This window comes from Pelomonas sp. KK5, from assembly GCF_001984095.1.
Classification (GTDB): Bacteria; Pseudomonadota; Gammaproteobacteria; order Burkholderiales; family Burkholderiaceae_C; genus KK5.
The window spans coordinates 1-16,303 of the sequence record NZ_LYVQ01000150.1 but is presented as its reverse complement, the minus strand read 5'-3'; the positions used below and the strand labels follow the sequence as shown (position 1 = coordinate 16,303).

The following is a 16,303-nucleotide window of genomic DNA, read 5'->3' as shown; positions in this document are numbered from 1 at the left end:
GTGCCGGCGAGGTCCTGGCGCAGGCCATCGCCTGCACCGCCGGCGTGGCCATCGGGCCCTTCTTGCTAAGCAGGTACCTGGCCAGGTGCCCTGCGATGTGCAGCGGCGAGACCTGGCTGTTGTAGGTCGGCAGGTTGACGACCTTGTTGATGCCCACGCCGACGTGTTCCTGCAGCTCGCTGCCGACGCCGGGCATGTCCGCCACGACCTCGATGCCCAGGCCGCGCAGGTGATCGGCCGGGCCCACGCCCGAGCGCATCAGCAGCGCCGGCGAGCCCATCGCGCCGGACGCGGCGATCACCTCGGCCCGCGCCTTGACGAGCACGCTGCGGCCCTGCTGACGCACCCGCACGCCCACCGCGCGCCGGCCCTCGAAGACGATGCGCTCGGCAAGCGCGAAGGTCAGCACCTGCAGATTGCGCCGCTTGCGCACCGGCGCCAGATAGCCGGCCGCCGTGCTGCAGCGCTGGCCCTCGCGCTGGGTGGCCAGCGACATGAAGGCGCCGGCCTGGTTGCCGGCGCAGTAGTCGTCCAGCGTCGGCAGGCCCAGCTCCGCGCAGGCGGCCATGAAGCGCGCCGCGGAGGGATGCGGGTCGCGCTGCTCGGAGACGCTCAGCGGCCCGCCGCGGCCGTGCGAGTCCATCGGCGTGCCGGTGAAGTCCTCGGCGCGGCGGAAGTAGGGCAGGCAGTCGTCGAAGCTCCAGCCTCGCGCGCCCAGGTCCACCCAGCGCTGGTAGTCGTGGCGCGAGCCGCGGATGTAGACCTGCCCGTTGATCGAGCTGCCGCCACCGAGCATCTTGCCGCCCGACCACACGAAGCTCCGGTTGGCGATCGACGGATCGCGCTCGCTCGGGTAGCGCCAGTCGAACTTCGCGTTGCCGATCAGCGTGGCCATGCCGGCCGGCATGCGCACGGCGAAGGCATCGGCCTCCCCGCCCGCCTCGATCAGGACGACCTGCGTGGACGGGTCGGCGCTCAGGCGGTGGGCGAGCACGCAGCCGGCGCTGCCGCCGCCGACGATGACGTAATCCGCTTCGATGAAGGCATCGGGTTCTCTTGGCACGGTGGTCGGTCCCTGTTGTCGGAGGGCCCGACGCTAGCGTCGCCGACGGGGCGTGCTCATCGTCCTTTCCGACGAAATCGCGCCCCGGGGCTCACTCCCGCATGTAATGGCGCCAGGCGCGGTGGAAGACCTGGTTGCCGACCTCGTTGAGCCCGAGCAGGGCCACGCCCGCATGCGGGCTGCGGGCGGACGCCTGGATGCCGTTGCCGACCGGCACGTCCTCGTTGACGATGGCCGCGCAGGCGATCTTCCAGTTCTTCTCCATCAAGACCTGACCCCGTTCGTCCAGCGTCTTGCTCGGCGTCAGGATGCGCAGCACGGCGCGGCAGGCGCCCGGGTCGCTCGGGTGCTGGTACAGCGTCCAGTGCTCGATGTGGTGCGGGTGCAGGACGAAGCTGGTGTTCGGCGAGACCAGGTTGCCGAAGACGGCATAGCCGTCGAGGGCCGATTGGCCGGGGGCCTCGGTGTCGAGGATCGTGTCGATGGTGCGGCGTGGCGTGCCGGTCAGGTGATGGCGGCCGAAGTCCTCGATCACCATCATGTTCAGGTAGAAGTAGGGCTTGATCGTCGCCCCGTGCACGAAGGAGACGTGGTAGCCGTCGAGCACGCCCTCCAGCATGATCTTCCAGTTCTGCGGGAACTCGAAGGTCTCGCTGCGCCAGACGTGGTACGTCTCCAGCCGGTACTCGGCCAGCAGCCGGTCCATGCCGGGCCCGAGATGCTCATCCAGGTCGATGCGGCCCTGCGGGTCCTCGACGATCCAGACGAAGCCGTGGCGCTGCTCGCAGGGCAGTTCGACGAGCCGCAGGTCCTCGGGTACCGGGCCGAAGGTCTCGGGAAAGGTGAGGGCCTTCAGCACGCCGTCGCTGCCGTAGCTCCAGCCGTGGTACGGGCAGCTGAACAGGTGGCGGCGCCCGCTCTCCTGGCGCACCAGCGTGCTGCCGCGGTGCCGGCAGGCATTGACGAAGGCGCGCACGCGGCCGTCCTTCTGGCGCGAGACGAGCACCGGCGTGCGGTTCAGCTGCACGGTGGCGAAGTCGCCGGGCTCGGGCAGCTGCGAGGCGTGCACGGCCATCATCGGCAGCGCCTGGAAGATGCGCTCCCGCTCCTTCGCGGCGATGGCCGGGTCGGCGTAGACGGACAGCGGGTAGCTCATCGCCGCAGCGGCCCGGTCGGTGGTGCCGGCGCGGGCGTGCGCGAATAGGCGCTCGGCCAGGCGGGTGTTTCGTTCGGGGCTGAAGTACATGGCTAGCGAGTAAGTTCGATGCCGGCGGCCGCGCGGTCCCAGGTGGCCTTGCTCAGTGGCCGCTCGCGCAGCAGCTTCTTCTGCACCTTGCCGGTGGGCGTGCGCGGCAGCTCGTCGGTGAACTCGATGTAGCGCGGCACCATGTAGCGCGGCATGCGGTCGATGAGATGCCGCAGCAAGGCCGCATGCGAGAGTTCCGAGCCGGGGCGGGCCATGACGAACACGCGGATCTCGTCCTCCATCACCGCGCCACCGGAAGGCACGGCCACTGCCGCGCAGGCCAGCACCTGCGGATGCGACTGCACCTCGCGCTCGACCTCGAAAGACGAGACGTTGTTGCCGCGCACGCGCAGGTAGTCGGCGGCGCGGTCGATGAAGTACCAATACCCGTCGGCGTCGCGCCGCATCGCGTCGCCGGTGCGGAACCAGCCGTCCTGCCAGGCCTTGGCCGTGGCTTCGGGGCGGCCGAGGTACTCGCGCATCAGGAGGCCCGGCTGCCGGCCGCGGATCATCATCTGGCCGACTTCTCCATCGGGCACGTCACGGCCCTGCTCGTCGACGACACGGGCCTCGTACAGCGGGGAGAGCTGGCCGCAGGTGCGGGCGTCGGGGATGTCCGACGCGGCGACCGGGAAGCCGATCTCGGTGGCGCCCCAGCCGGTGGATACCCGCACGCCGAAGCGCTGCTCGAAGGCGCGGAACTCCGGGATCACCGGGTTCATCAGCACGCGGCGCAGCGGCGAGCGGCCGTCGGCGGGCGAGGGCGGCTGCGCCATCAGCAGGCCGGCCAGGCCCATCATCTGCGTGTGGGTGCAGCGGTGGGCGGTCACATCATCCCAGTAGCTGCTGATGCTCAGGCGCTGGCGCAGCACCAGCCGCGCGCCGCGTACCGCGGCGAACACGAGGCCGACCTTGCCCGAGGCGTGGAAGGTGGGCCAGGGGCAGTAGAACGCGGGATCGGCGTAGGCCGCGTTCTCGTCGCCGGGGAACTGCTGGGCGATCGAGGCCTGGATATTGGCCCAGGGCACGACGACGCCGCGCGAAGGCCCAGTGGTGCCGGAGGTGAAGATCACGGCGTACGGATCGGTCACGGCGGGCACCTCGCGCGGCCGCGCCTGTCCGCCGGACAGCGCCGGATCGTCGAGGGTGAATACCTGCGGCGCCGAGCGCAGTTCGCTTCGCACCGCCGCAATCCGCTCCAGCAGCGGCGCGGTCGTGATCAGCCAGCGGGCGCCGGATTCGTTCAGCGCGTGGACCAGCGTCGCGCCGCGGAACTCGGGGTTGATCGGCACCTCCAGTGCCTTCAGCCAGGCGGTGCCGATCCAGCAGACATGGGCCGCTGTGCTCGGGTCCAGCATCACCGCGACGGTGTCGCCGGCCCGCACGCCCAGCGTCGCCAGCGCATCGGCCAGTTCCAGAGCGCGGCGATGGAACTCTCCATTGCTGCAGGGGCCGAGGCCGACTTCCTCGATCAAGACGGCATCAGGGCTGGTTTCGGCCCGTTGCGCGAGCAGCGCGGGGACGGAGAGGGGAGGCATCTCAGTACGCGGTCCAGCCCGCATCGGCCACGACCACCGCGCCATTGAGCAGGCTCGCCTGCGCCGACGCCAGGAAGCAGGCGACGTTCGAGATCTCCTCCGGCTGCCCGATCCTCGGCAGGTTCTTCATGCCCGAGTTGCAGCGGCGCGCCCCGTCCATGTCGATCTGGCTCGGGTCGAGCCGCATCGCGGCCTGGACCATCGGTGTCTCCACCGGCCCGGGGCAGATCACGTTGCAGCGCACGCCGGCCTTGGCGTAGCTGAAGGCCGTGTGTTTCGTCATCGCCACCAGCGCGTGCTTGGAGACCGTGTAGGCCACGCCCGAGCGGGCGCCCTCGGTGCCGCCGATCGAGGCGATGTTGACGATGTTGCCCTGCGCGGCCAGCAGGTGCGGCATCGCGGCCTTGCTGGCGTGGAAGGCGGCGTCGAGGTTGAGCGTCAGCACCTCCCGCCACAGCGCTTCGTCCATCTCGCCGACGGCAGCGAAGTTGTCGTTCATGCCGGCGTTGTTGACGAGGATGTCGAGCCGGCCGAAGCGCGCCACGGCGTCGGCCACCGCGGCGCGTACCTCGTCCGCGCGGCTCACGTCGGCCTTGAATGCGGCGACGGCGCCCGGCATGCCGGCCGCCTGCGTGGCGATCTCGTCCAGCTTGTCCAGCCGCCGCGCCACGGCCAGCACCTGCGCGCCCTCGGCCGCGAAGCGCAGCGCCATCGCGGCGCCAAGGCCCGAGCTGGCGCCGGTGATGAGCGCGACCTTGCCTTCGAGCAGCATCGTCATTGCGGCCGCCCTTCGGCGCGCAGCCTCTCGTACAGGCCCGGCAGCCCGGCGCGCAGCACCTTGCCGCTGGAGGTGCGCGGCAGCGGCTCGTGGCTGACCAGGATCTCCTTGGGCGTCTTGTAGGCGCCCAGCGCGGTCTTGCACTGGGCCATCAGCGGCTCCACCGCGAGCGCCGCATCGCCATGGACGACGGCCACCAGTCGCTCGCCCCAGTCCGCATCGGGGACGCCGAAGGCCAGCACCTCGGCCACGCCAGCCAGCGCGCTCATCGCCCGCTCGACCTCGGCCGGGTAGATGTTCACGCCGCCGCTGATCACCATGTTCTTCTTGCGGTCGGTGACCTGCACATGGCCGTCCGCGTCGATGCGGCCCAGGTCGCCGGTGTGATACCACCCATGCCGCCAGGCCTCTGCCGTGCCTTCCGGATTTCGCCAGTAGCCGGAGAACATCTGGTCGCCGCGGGCGACGAACTCGCCGACCTCGCCGGGGGGGCAGGTCTTGCCATCGCCGTCCACCACCCGCAGTTGCACCGAAGGCAGCGGCGTGCCGCAGGCCCAGGGCTTGGCCAGCGCCTGGTCCTCGCTGGGCGCCGAGATCAGGCCGCTGGCCTCGGTGAAGCCGTAGACCTGGCGGATGCGCACGCCCTTGTCGAGATAGCGCTGCAGCAGCGACTGCGGCACCGGCGCGCCGCCGGTGGCGGCCGAGCTCATCGAGCCCAGGTCGGCGGCCTCGAAGGCCGGCGAGGCGGCCATGCGCTCCCACAGGATGGGCACGCCGGTCAGCGCGGTGATGCGCTCGTCGACGATGGTGCGCAGCGCGGCTTCCGGGTCCGGCGAGGCGGCGATGTACGTGCAGGCGCCGGCGATATAGGCCGGCGAGAACACCGAGATCACGCCGCCGGTGAAGGCAAACGGCGCCAGCAGCAGCACGCGCGATTCGCAGGTGTAGCCATAGGCGCGGATGATCGACGCGTCCACCGCGCCGATGGCGCCGTGGCTCAGCATCGCGCCCTTGGGCAGGCCGGTGGAGCCGGACGTGAAGGTGATGACGGCGATGTCCTCGCCGCTGACCTCGACCGGCGCGGGCCGGTCGTGGCCGGCGGCGGCAGCCTCGCAGGCCACGGGCGCGTGGCTGCCGTCCATCGCGAACAGGTGCACCGCCTGCGGGTCGGCCACGCGGGCGGCCAGCGCGGCGTCCAGCCGCGCGATGTGCGGAGCCAGCGAGACGATCACGCGGCACTCGACCAGGGCAGCGATCTCGCGCAGCTCGAAGTCCCCGTAGCGCGGGTTCAGCGGCACCAGGATCGCACCGGCCTTGAAGGCGGCGCACCAGGCGAGCGGCCATTCGAGGCGGTTGTCCAGCAGGCAGCCGACGCGGTCGCCCTTGGCCACGCCCAGGCGCTGCAAGGTGGCGGCCATCGCATCGGCCTGGCGGTTCAGTTCGCCCCAGCTTAGCGTGCGGCCGCCGAACACGGCGGCCGGCGCGTCGGCGCGCAGGCCGGCCCAGTAGTCGACGTAGCGGGCGAGGTTCATGGCGAGTCGGTCCTTGGAGCGGTCAGGCGCTCGTAGAGCGCAGGGAGCTGCGCGCGCAGCAGCTTGCCGGTGGAGGTGCGCGGCAGCGGCTCGGGGCTGCGCAGGATTTCCTTGGGCGTCTTGTAGGCGCCGAGCGCGGTGCGAGCCTCGGCCATCAGCGCGGGCAGGTCCAGCGCCGCGCCGCCGTGGACCACGGCGACCAGCCGCTCGCCCCACTGCGCGTCCGGGACGCCGAAGGCCAGCACCTCGTCCACGCCGGCCAGGTGGCCCAGCGTGCGCTCCACCTCGGCCGGGTAGACGTTGACGCCGCCGCTGATCACCATGTTCTTCTTGCGGTCGGTGATCTGCACATGGCCGGCCTCGTCGAGGCGGCCCAGGTCGCCGGTGCGGTACCAGCGGTCGGGCGTCCAGGCCTCCGCGCTCGCGTCCGCGTCGTTCCAGTAGCCGGCGAACATCTGGCCGCCGCGCAGCTGGATCTCGCCGACATCGCCCGCCGCACAGGGCTGCCGCTCCTCGTCGACGACGCGCATCTGCAGCGAGGGCACCGGACCGCCGCAGGCCCAGGGCTTGGCCGCGCCCGCGGCCGGCGAGGGGATGGCGATGAAGCCGGCCGCCTCGGTGCAGCCATAGGTCTGCACGATGCCCACGCCCTTGTCCACGTACTGCTTCAACAGCGCCTGCGAGACCGGGGCGCCGCCGGTGGTGGCGGTGCGCAGCGAGCCGAGGTCCGCGGCGGCGAAGCCGGGCGAGGCGGCCATGCGCTCCCACAGGATGGGCACGCCCATCATCACGGTGATGCGCTCGCGTTCGATGGTGGCCAGCGCGCGGGGCGCGTCCAGCGTGTCCTCGATGTGGATGCAGGCGCCCAGGATGTAGGCCGGCACGTAGACGCAGACCAGGCCGCCGGTGAAGGCGAAGGGCGCCAGCAGCAGCATGCGGTCGCGGCTGGTGTAGCGGAAGGCCAGCGTCATGCCGAAGGCCATCGTGTCGATCGCGCGGTGGGTCAGCACGGCGCCCTTGGGCCGGCCGGTGGAACCGGAGGTGAAGGTGATCAGCGCGACGTCGTCGCCGCCGCGCTCGGTCGGCGTCGGGCGCGCGGCGGTGGCGATGGCGCGTTCGAAGGCCAGCGGTGCCTGGGCGCTGCGCAGCGGGAAGATGCACACCGGCTGCGGGCTGCCCGCGGGCACGGCGAAGCGCTTGTCGAGCCGGGCGGCCTGGGTCGCCGTGGAGACCAGCGCGGTGCAGTCCACGAGCTTGGCGATCTCGCCCAGCTCCACGTCCCCATAGCGCGGGTTCAGCGGCACGAGGATGCCGCCGGCCTTGTGCACGGCCGCCCAGGTCACGACCCATTCGAGGCCGTTGTCCAGGAGGCAGCCGATACGGTCGCCGGGCGCGGTGCCGAGCTGCTGCAGGCTGGCGGCGACGGCATCGGCCTGCCGGTCCAGCTCGGCCCAGGTGAGCGTGCGGCCCTTGAAGACGGCGGCCGGCTGGTCGCCGCGCATGTTCGCCCAGTAGGCGCAGTAGTTGGCGAGGTTCATCGTGCCGGGCTCCCCTTCAGCATCACGGCGCCGGCTTCGCTGAGCCGCTGCAACTCGTCGCTCCCCAGGCCCAGCCACTCGCCGAGCACCTCGGCGCTGTGGGCCCACTGCTCCGGCGCGGGTGCGGCCTTGAAGTGCTGGCCGGGTGTCTTCACCGGCGTGCTGGTCAGCCGCAGCGTGCCGATGCCGGGATGCTCGGCCTCGTAGACGTTGTCTCGGGCCAGGAAGTGCGGGTCGGCGGCCAGCGTCTCCAGCGTGTTGACGGGGCTGCCGGCGATGTCGTTCTCCAGGAAGGCGCGCATCCACTCGTCGTGGCTGCGGCTGCGGAAGATCTGCACCAGCTCTCCGTGCAGGGTCGCATCGGCCAACGACGGATCCAGCAGGTCCGGCCGTCCGACGAAGGCGCAGAAGCGTTGCCAGAACTTGTCGTAGAAGCCCTGGAACAGGACGCGCCGGCCGTCGCCGGTCTCGTAGGCCTGCAGCCGCGGCCAGCGTGCCATGCGGCCCTGGTCGTTGCGGAAGCCCGGGCGTGGATGCATCAGGCCCGGGTTCAGCGCCTTGTTGACGCCCTCGGGCAGCCAGTGCGCGGCCGACTCGGCGCCGCTGACCTCGATCAGCGCGCCCTCGCCGGTGCGCTGCGCCTTGACGATGGCGGCCAGCGTGCCCAGGGCGCCGAACAGGCCCATCGCGTACATGCCGATCGGCGTCCAGGGCGTGGCCTGGCGCTCGGCCTCGGTGAGGTTGGCCGGGTTGATCGCGGCCAATGCCGCAAACGCGTCGAAGGACGGCCCCTGCGAGCCGAGACTGCTGTAGGGACCACTGCGGCCCAGGCCCGAGATCGAGCAGAACACCAGCTTCGGATTGCCGGCCTTCAGCGTCTCGTAGCCCAGGCCCAGGCGGTCCAGCACGCCGGCGCGCATGCCCTCGATGACCACGTCGGACTGCGCGGCCAGGCGCTTGAACAGCGCAATGCCCTCGGGCTTCTTGAGATCGAGGCCGAGGCTCTTCTTGCCGCGGTTCCAGCGCAGGTGCAGGAAGCTCGGGCCGGCCGTGGAGCCGACGGCGGGCTCGCTGGTGGCGCGGATCGGGTCGCCGTCGGCGCCCTCGACCTTGATCACCTCGGCGCCCATGTCGGCCAGCAGGCCGCCCAGGCTGGACGGCCCCAGCTGCGCCACTTCGAGCACGCGGATGCCATGGAGAAAGTCGTATCCGGACATGGTGGGGTGCTTCCTTCAGTGGTCCAGGTCGAGCGCGAGCTGGCGATGCAGGTGCTGCGCGGAGATCTCGCTGCGGCCGTAGCGGAAGGTCCGCCCGGGCCGCAGCGCGGCGTTCTGCTGGATCCATTCCTCCATCGGCCAGTCTTCCTTGCTGGCGGCGTCATGCAGGATCGCCCAGCTCTTCTGCGCGCGCTGCTCGATCTCGGGCGTCAGCACCGCCTTGCGGGCGTAGAAGCGGATGTTGACGGTGGCCTTGCCCGGATCCTGCGGATCGGGCCAGACGCTCCAGCATTCGATGTGCTCGGGCGCGGCGATCAGCGAGAGGTTGGGGTAGACGACCAGGTTGGAGGCCATGTAGCGCGTGCCGATGTCGGCGGCCTGGCCGCTGTCGAGCAGGGTCCGCAGCTTCTTGCGGGCAGTGAAGAGCTGGCCGTGCCGGCCGTACTGGCGGAACACGCCGATGTTCGTCTCGAACAGCTCGCCGACGGTGCCCGGATGCAGGAACTGCGAATGCAGCACGTCGATCGCGCCGTCGACCAGCAGCTTCCAGTTGATGCCCAGCGTGAAGGTCCTGTCGATGACGATCACCGACTGCTCGAGCTGCCACGGTTCGAGCTGCGCATCGACCTCTGGGCCGAGATAGTCGGCCACGCTGCGGGCGGTGTTGTTGGAGAAATCCACGAAGACGAAGCCGTGGCGCAGCTCGGTCATGAAGCGCTCCAGGCCGTGACTCTCGCGCTCGATCTGCTCGAAGGAACTCTGGAAGGGCACGGCGCGCAGCCCGCCGCCCTTCGCGTCGAAGGACCAGCCGTGGTAGCGGCAGGTGAAGACGCGGCGCGTGCCTTTGTCCTCCGCCTCGACCCGGCCGCCGCGGTGGCTGCACATGTTCAGGAAGGCCTGCACCGTACCGTCCGCCTGGCGCGAGAGGATCAGCGGCGTGCCCAGCACCTCGCGCGTGATGAAGTCGCCCGGCTCGGGCAGTTCGCTGACGTGGGCGACGGTCAGCGGCAGCGTCTTCATCAGCGCGATCTCGGCGCGGGCGCGCTCGGGGCTGGTGAAGTGCTCGGCGGGGACGTGGATGTCCTGCGCGGCCAGGTCGGTGGTGTCGTGGCGCAGGTGGGCGAGCATGGCCTGCACGACCTCGGGGGCGATGCGGATGTCGAGCTTGCTCACAATTCGATCCCGTCGAGTTCACGCGCCAGCTGCCGGTGCAGGTGCTGGCAGGTCACATCGCTGCGCGCATAGCGGAAGGTGCCGCGCGGCTGTGCCTTGGCGTTCTGCTGGATCCACTCCTCCATCGGCCAGTCCTCCTTGCCGGCGGCGTGGCTCAGGATCTCCCAGCTCTTGTGCACGCGGGCCTCGATCTCCGGGCTCAGGATGCTGCGGCGCACGTAGAAGCGGATATTGACGGTCGACTTGTGCGGGTCCTCGTGCGGGTAGACGGTCCAGCACTCGACGTGCTCGGGCGCGGTGATCACCAGCACGTTCGGGAACAGCACCAGGTTGGAGGCGATGTAGCGGCTGCCGGCCTCGGGCGCGCCGCCCTGCTCGACCAGCGTGCGCAGCTTGCGGCGCGCGCCGAAGTGCTGGACGTGGCGGCCGTAGTCGCGGTCCACGCCCAGGTTGCTCTCGATCAGGTCGCCCACGCCGCCCGGGTGCAGGAACTGCGGATGCATGATGTCGGTGGCGCCGTCGATGACCAGCTTCCAGTTCACGTCCAGCGTGAAGGTCTTGTCGATGACGATGGCCGACTGCTCGAGCTGCCAGGGTTCCAGCTGCGCATCGACCTCCGGGCCCAGGTAGTCGGCCACGCTGCGGGCGGTGTTGTTGGAGAAGTCCACCCAGACCAGGCCGTGGCGCTGCTCGGTCTTGAAGCGTTCCAGGCCGTGGCTGTCGCGGTCGATCGGGTCGAAGGAGCTCTGGAAGGGTACGGTGCGCAGGCCGCCGCCCTTGGCGTCGAAGGACCAGCCGTGGTAGCGGCAGCTGAAGACGCGGCGCTTGCCCTTCTCCTCGACCTCCACCCGCCCGCCGCGGTGGCTGCACATGTTCAGGAAGGCCTGCACCGTGCCGTCCGCCTGGCGCGACAGGATCAGCGGCATGCCGAGAATGGTCCGGGTGATGAAGTCCCCCGGCTCGGCCAGCTCGCTGCCGTGGGCCACGGCCAGCGGCAGCGTCTTCATCAGCGCGATCTCGGCGCGGGCGCGCTCGGGGTTGACGAAGTGGTCGACCGGGACATGGATGTCACTGGCCGCCAGGTTCGTTGTTTCGTTGCGCAGGTGCGTCATCATCGCCTGAACGATCTCAGGGTCGACGCGGACGTCCAGCTTCGTCTGTGACATGGGCTTCTCCAGGGCTCTGACGAAAGAGTAGGTTTCGAACCGTTTCGGGTCTTCGTCGGTAGCGACGATTCGGTGTCGACCGGGCGAAGGCGGGATTCGTCGGAAGCGACGATGCCCGGGGTTCCACCGGGACGAGAATCGAGCCTGTCTCCCTGGTGCTAACCCTGTACTTCGACGGACCCCCATGAGCCAGACCATCAGCAGCGCCATCCAGTGGTGGGCCGCCAACACGCCGGACAACACGGCCCTCGTGATCGACGCGCAGCGCCTGAGCTACCGCGAGCTGCACGACTGGGGCAGCCGGGTGGCCGTCGAGCTGGCCGGCCGCGGCGTGGCGCCGGGCGACCGGGTGAGCATCTGCGCCGCCAACTCGCTGGCCTTCTGTGCCGCGATGCTGGGCACGATGCGCGCGGGCGCCATCGTCGTGCCGATCAGTACCCGTCTGACCGCCCACGAGATCGGCGAGATGCTGGACGACCTCGCCCCCGCGCTGGCGCTGGCCGATGCCGCCAACCTCGGCAAGCTGGCCGGCCGCCGCGAGGCGACGCTGGAGCTGTCCGCCCTTGACCGGCTGCGCGAAGGCGCGCCGGTGGCGATGCCGGTGGACCCGCAGCCCGACGCGCCGGTCGGCATCATGATGACCAGCGGCTCCACCGCCCGGCCCAAGGGCGCGGTGTTCACGAACCGCTCGATGACGGCGGCGGCGGCCGAGTTCGCCGTCCACGTGCCGCACTGCTTCGGCCCCGGCACGCGCACGGTCACCTTTCCCTCGCTGAGCACCTCGGCCGGCTTCAGCCAGTTCGTCACCTATTCGGTGCTGGGCTGCACGCTGCACATCGAGTCCGCCTTCGACGCGCAGCGCTGCTTGGCGCTGGTGCAGCAGGAGGGCATCAATGTGCTGGCCGGCGCGCCGATCTTCTTCGAGCGCATGGCGGCCTGCCCGGGCTTCGAGGCGGCGGACCTGTCCAGCATCCGGCTGGCCACCGCCGGTGGCGCGGCGGTGACGCATGCGCTGATGACGCAGTGGCGCGCCAAGGGCGTGGTGCTGCGCCAGATGTACGGCCAGACCGAATGCGGCGGCTACGCGACGCTGATCTCCGAGGCGGACGCCGTCGAATCCCCGCAGAAATGCGGCCGCGGCGGCATCTTCAGCGACCTGCGTGTCGTGGCCGACGACGGCCGGGACACCGCGCCCGGCGAGGCCGGCGAGATCCTGCTGCGCGGCCCCGCGATGATGCAGGGCTACTGGAACAACCCCGAGGCCACCGCCCAGGTGCTGCGCGGCGGCTGGCTGCATACCGGCGACATCGGCACGGTCGACGAGCGAGGCCTGCTGACCTTCGTCGACCGCAAGAAGGACATCATCATCTCCGGCGGTCTGAACATCTCGGCCGCCGAGGTGGAGCGCGCGATCCTGGCCTATGCCGGCATCGAGGAGGTGGTGGTGATCGCCGCCCCCGATGCCCGCTTCGGCGAGACGCCGATGGCGATCTTCCACGCGAGCGCGCCGGTGGCGCTGGAGGCGCTGGTGGCCCACTGCAATGCCCGGCTGGCGGACTTCAAGGTGCCGCGCTACCTGGTGCAGTCGGCGGAGCCGCTGCCGCGGCTGGCGACGGGCAAGCTGTCGAAGATCGAGTTGCGAAGGCGCTATGAGAAGGCGCACGAGACCTTGCAACGCGTCCGCTGAACAGCATCAGACAAGCAAACAAAAAGAAGGACGGAGACGATGAATACCACCACCCCCGAAGCCCCGCCGGCCGAGGCGATCAAGCAGCCGACCGTCCAGACGCTCGATTCGCTGAGCCCCGACCTGATCGCCGCCATCCGCCGCATCCCCGGCCACGACCAGGCGCGCGCCCCGCAACCGCTGCGCGTGCGCCGGCCGGCCAGCATCTTCACCGACCCGGCCCACTTCGCGCGCGAGCAGCGTGCCATCTTCCGCCGCCACGCCGTGCCGGTGGGCGTGTCCGCGCAACTGCCCGAGCCGAACATGGTGCAGGCGGTCAAGGCCTACGGCCTGCCGCTGCTGCTCACGCGCAATGCCACCGGCGAGCTGAAGGTGTTCCTGAACGCCTGCCAGCACAAGGGCTCGATGCTGGTGGAGCGCTGCGACGCCCACAAGGCCGGCCGCTTCAGCTGCCCTTACCACGCCTGGACCTACAGCGTCGACGGCAAGCTCGTCGGCGTGCCGCGCCAGGAGAGCTTCGCCGATCTCGACAAGGCCCAGCACGGCCTGGCCCGGCTGCCGGCCGAGGAGAAGGGCGGGCTGATCTGGGCGATGCTGGACCGCCATGCCACGCCCGACTTCAGCAAGCTGGACGCGCTGGTCGAGGACTGGGAATCGCTGAACCTGCCGCGCCTGCACCTGTACGGCCACAAGACCTTCGAGCTGGACGCCAACTGGAAGCTCGTGATCGAGCCCTTCCTGGAGGGCTACCACGTGCAGCGCCTGCACGCGGCCACCGTCGGCCCGCTGTTCGCCGACGTGCCGACCGTCTCCAGCGTGCTCGGCGGCGACCATGTGCGCCAGGTTTCGGGCAAGGCGGACTTCGAGCCCGCCCAGCTCGACGTCCCCGGCGCCAGCGTCCACAAGACGATCACGATCACCTACCTGGCCTTCCCGAACGTCTCGGTGATCACGAGCCCGTACTACGTCAGCGTGATGCTGATCCAGCCGGCGGCGGCGGACCGCAGCGTCGTCCAGTACTACATGCTGACCCGCGACCGGGCCGACAACGACAAGGCCCGCGAGCTGTTCGCCCGCTCCTACGAGATGGTGCTGAACGTGTTCGGCAACGAGGACTTCCGCGCCGCCTGCATCTCGCAGGCGGGCCTGGCCTCCGGCGCGCTGGACGAGATGACCTATGGCGGGCTGGAGGCGCAGATCCCCGTCTTCTACGAGATCCTGGAGCGGCATCTGGACAGTCCCTGAGCGCGGGCCGGGCATCCGCATAATGAGACAAGCTCCCGCCCTGCCGTCGCTCATGCTCAAGCCAAGTTCCCTGTCGCCCGCCTACGCGGCCAAGATCCGCCCGCCGGTCCTGCCAGCGGGCCTGGTGCCGCGCCTGGCGCTGTGCGAGCAGATCTGCAATGCCAACGCAGCCTCGCTGGTGCTGCTCAGCGCGCCCGCTGGCTTCGGCAAGACCACGCTGATGGCGCATGCCCGCGCGCGGCTGGAGGAGGCCGGCGTGGACACCGCCTGGCTGGCGCTCGACCCGGCCGACAACGACACCCTGCGTTTCCTCGGCAGCCTCACCGCCGCCATCTCGCACCTGCGGCCCGACCCCGGCGCCGACGCCTCGACGATGGAGGCGATGGACATGCTCGCCGCCCATCCGAACCCGCTGACCTTCTTCATCGACGAGTTCGAGGTCATCAAGGACCCGGACGTGATCCACCTGGTCCGCCAGATCATCGAGCGGCTGCCCCGGCGCAGCAAGATCGTGCTGGGCTCGCGCAACCTGCCCGAGCTGGGCCTGGGCCGGCTTCGGGTGCATGGCCAGCTGCTGGAGATCGACAGCGAGCAGATGCGCTTCGCCTTCGCCGACACGGTGGACTTCTTCCGCCGACGCGAGCTGGACTCGATCCCCGACGAGGACCTGATGCGGCTGCACCGCAAGGTGGACGGCTGGGTGGCGGCGCTGTGGCTGTCCACCTCGATGCTGGCGCGCGACCCGGCCGGCGCCAGCGGCTTCATCGATCGCTTCTCCGGCTCCAACCAGGCCGTGTCCGACTACCTGGCCGAGGACGTGCTCTCGCGCCAGCCGCCCCATGTGCGCGACTTCCTGCTGCGCACCAGCATCCTGCGGCACCTGAACCCCTCGCTGTGCCGCGCGGTCAGCAAGCGGGACGATGCCGGCGAGATCCTGGCCAGCCTGGCCGCAGGCCAGGTCTTCGTCACGCCGATCGTGCGCGAGGAGTCCTCCTACCGCTACCACCCGCTGTTCGCCGACTACCTCCGCGCCCAGCTCGAACGCGAGCAGCCCGACGACATCGACCGCCTGCACCTCACGGCCTCCGGCTGGTTCGAATCGCGCGGCCGCCCGGTGCCCGCGATCGACCACGCCATCGCCGGTGGCGACAATCCCCACGCGCTGGCCCTGCTGGCCCAGCACGCGGGTGACTTCCTCAAGCACGGCCGCATGCGGCTGCTGCACCAGTGGCTGTCGGGCATCGACGATGCGGAACTGCAGCCCTGGCCCGAGCTGCGCGCCGCCCGCATCTGGTCCACCGTCTTCACCAAGGGCGCCTGGGCGGCGATGAAGGAGCTGGAGGAGGCGGGCCTGGCCGCGAGCGAGGATCCGCTGCTGCGCGCCCATGTCAACTCGCTGGTGCCGATGCTGCTACAGATGATGGACCGCCATGCCGAGGCCTACGAGACCGGCCGCCAGAGCCTGGCCCTGCTGCCCACCGGCAGTTCCTTCGCGGACTCGGTGCTGGTCAACGCGATGTCCGCGCTGGCCTCGCAGATGGGCGACCAGGCCGAGGCCCGCCGCCTGATCGAGATGGCCCACGCCGCCGACCCCGACAGCGCCTTCAACCGGATGTATGCCGATCTGCTGGCCGGCATTCTCGACCTGCAGGAGGGCCGGCTGCGCCAGGCCACCGCGCGGCTGCGCATGGTGGCCGAGAGCAACAGCTCGGCCTCGCACGGCCTGGGCAACGGCAACGCCTGGGCCTGCGTGCTCTATGCGGACGTGCTGTACGAGGTCGACCAGCTGGAGGAGACCGAGCAGCTGCTGAGCGTCTACCTGCCTCTGACACGCACGATCGGCCTGGCCGACCGGCTGATCAGCAGCTACCGCATGCTGGCCCGCATCGCCTTCGCCCGCGGGGATGTGGACAAGGCCTTCCAGCACCTGATCAATCTGGAGCAGTTCGGCCAGCACCGCGTGCTGCCGCGGTTGGTGGCCAGCGCGCGGCTGGAGCGCTCGCGGCTGATGCTGCTGCAGGGCAATCTCTACGGCTCGCGCGACGAGCTGATGCGCGCCGACGACCGGGCCGTCTGGCCGCTGGTGCGCCAGCGCCGCCAGGTCGTGCATGACACCGACT

The 16,303-nt window shown here is 70.5% G+C and carries 12 protein-coding genes; 3 read left to right on the top strand and 9 right to left on the bottom strand.

Going from position 1 to position 16,303, the window contains the following annotated elements; all coding sequences use genetic code 11:
- The 9 genes from B0W88_RS21240 to B0W88_RS21200 all read right to left on the bottom strand — a co-directional run.
- A partial coding sequence (locus B0W88_RS21240) for a GMC family oxidoreductase (RefSeq protein ID WP_198937896.1) occupies nt 1-1,063 on the bottom strand: 1,063 nt, incomplete at its 3' end.
- Nucleotides 1,064-1,154: 91 nt separating this feature from the next.
- On the bottom strand, nt 1,155-2,309 hold the full coding sequence (locus tag B0W88_RS21235) for an aromatic ring-hydroxylating dioxygenase subunit alpha (RefSeq protein ID WP_077036629.1): 1,155 nt from the start codon (nt 2,307-2,309) through the stop codon (nt 1,155-1,157).
- A gap of 2 nt (nt 2,310-2,311) precedes the next feature.
- Nucleotides 2,312-3,847 (bottom strand): AMP-binding protein, encoded by a 1,536-nt coding sequence (locus tag B0W88_RS21230; RefSeq protein WP_158080904.1) that lies wholly within the window; start codon nt 3,845-3,847, stop codon nt 2,312-2,314.
- Between the two features lies 1 nt (nt 3,848).
- Nucleotides 3,849-4,625: an SDR family oxidoreductase gene (locus tag B0W88_RS21225; protein ID WP_077036627.1), complete on the bottom strand. Its 777-nt coding sequence runs from the start codon at nt 4,623-4,625 to the stop codon at nt 3,849-3,851.
- On the bottom strand, nt 4,622-6,157 hold the full coding sequence (locus B0W88_RS21220) for a class I adenylate-forming enzyme family protein (RefSeq protein ID WP_077036626.1): 1,536 nt from the start codon (nt 6,155-6,157) through the stop codon (nt 4,622-4,624). Before B0W88_RS21220 ends, B0W88_RS21225 begins: the two co-directional genes overlap by 4 nt.
- A complete protein-coding gene (locus tag B0W88_RS21215; RefSeq protein ID WP_077036625.1) occupies nt 6,154-7,695 on the bottom strand; it encodes a class I adenylate-forming enzyme family protein in 1,542 nt (513 codons plus the stop codon). Before B0W88_RS21215 ends, B0W88_RS21220 begins: the two co-directional genes overlap by 4 nt.
- Nucleotides 7,692-8,912, bottom strand: a complete 1,221-nt coding sequence (locus tag B0W88_RS21210; RefSeq protein WP_077036624.1) for a CaiB/BaiF CoA-transferase family protein — start codon at nt 8,910-8,912, stop codon at nt 7,692-7,694. The genes B0W88_RS21215 and B0W88_RS21210 overlap by 4 nt, the downstream gene beginning before the upstream one ends.
- A 15-nt stretch (nt 8,913-8,927) precedes the next feature.
- A complete protein-coding gene (locus B0W88_RS21205; protein WP_077036623.1) occupies nt 8,928-10,085 on the bottom strand; it encodes an aromatic ring-hydroxylating dioxygenase subunit alpha in 1,158 nt (385 codons plus the stop codon).
- Entirely contained in the window at nt 10,082-11,251 is a 1,170-nt protein-coding gene (locus B0W88_RS21200; protein WP_077036622.1) for an SRPBCC family protein, read from the bottom strand. The genes B0W88_RS21205 and B0W88_RS21200 overlap by 4 nt, the downstream gene beginning before the upstream one ends.
- Before the next feature lie 184 nt (nt 11,252-11,435).
- Between B0W88_RS21200 and B0W88_RS21195 the strand changes: the two genes are divergently transcribed.
- From B0W88_RS21195 to B0W88_RS21185, 3 genes are all read left to right on the top strand, one after another.
- Entirely contained in the window at nt 11,436-12,938 is a 1,503-nt protein-coding gene (locus tag B0W88_RS21195) for a class I adenylate-forming enzyme family protein (protein ID WP_077036621.1), read from the top strand.
- A 39-nt stretch (nt 12,939-12,977) separates the two neighbouring features.
- On the top strand, nt 12,978-14,183 hold the full coding sequence (locus B0W88_RS21190; protein ID WP_077036620.1) for an aromatic ring-hydroxylating dioxygenase subunit alpha: 1,206 nt from the start codon (nt 12,978-12,980) through the stop codon (nt 14,181-14,183).
- Between the two features lie 52 nt (nt 14,184-14,235).
- Nucleotides 14,236-16,303, top strand: a 2,068-nt coding sequence (locus tag B0W88_RS21185; RefSeq protein ID WP_077036619.1) for a helix-turn-helix transcriptional regulator, incomplete at its 3' end; no start/stop codon positions are given.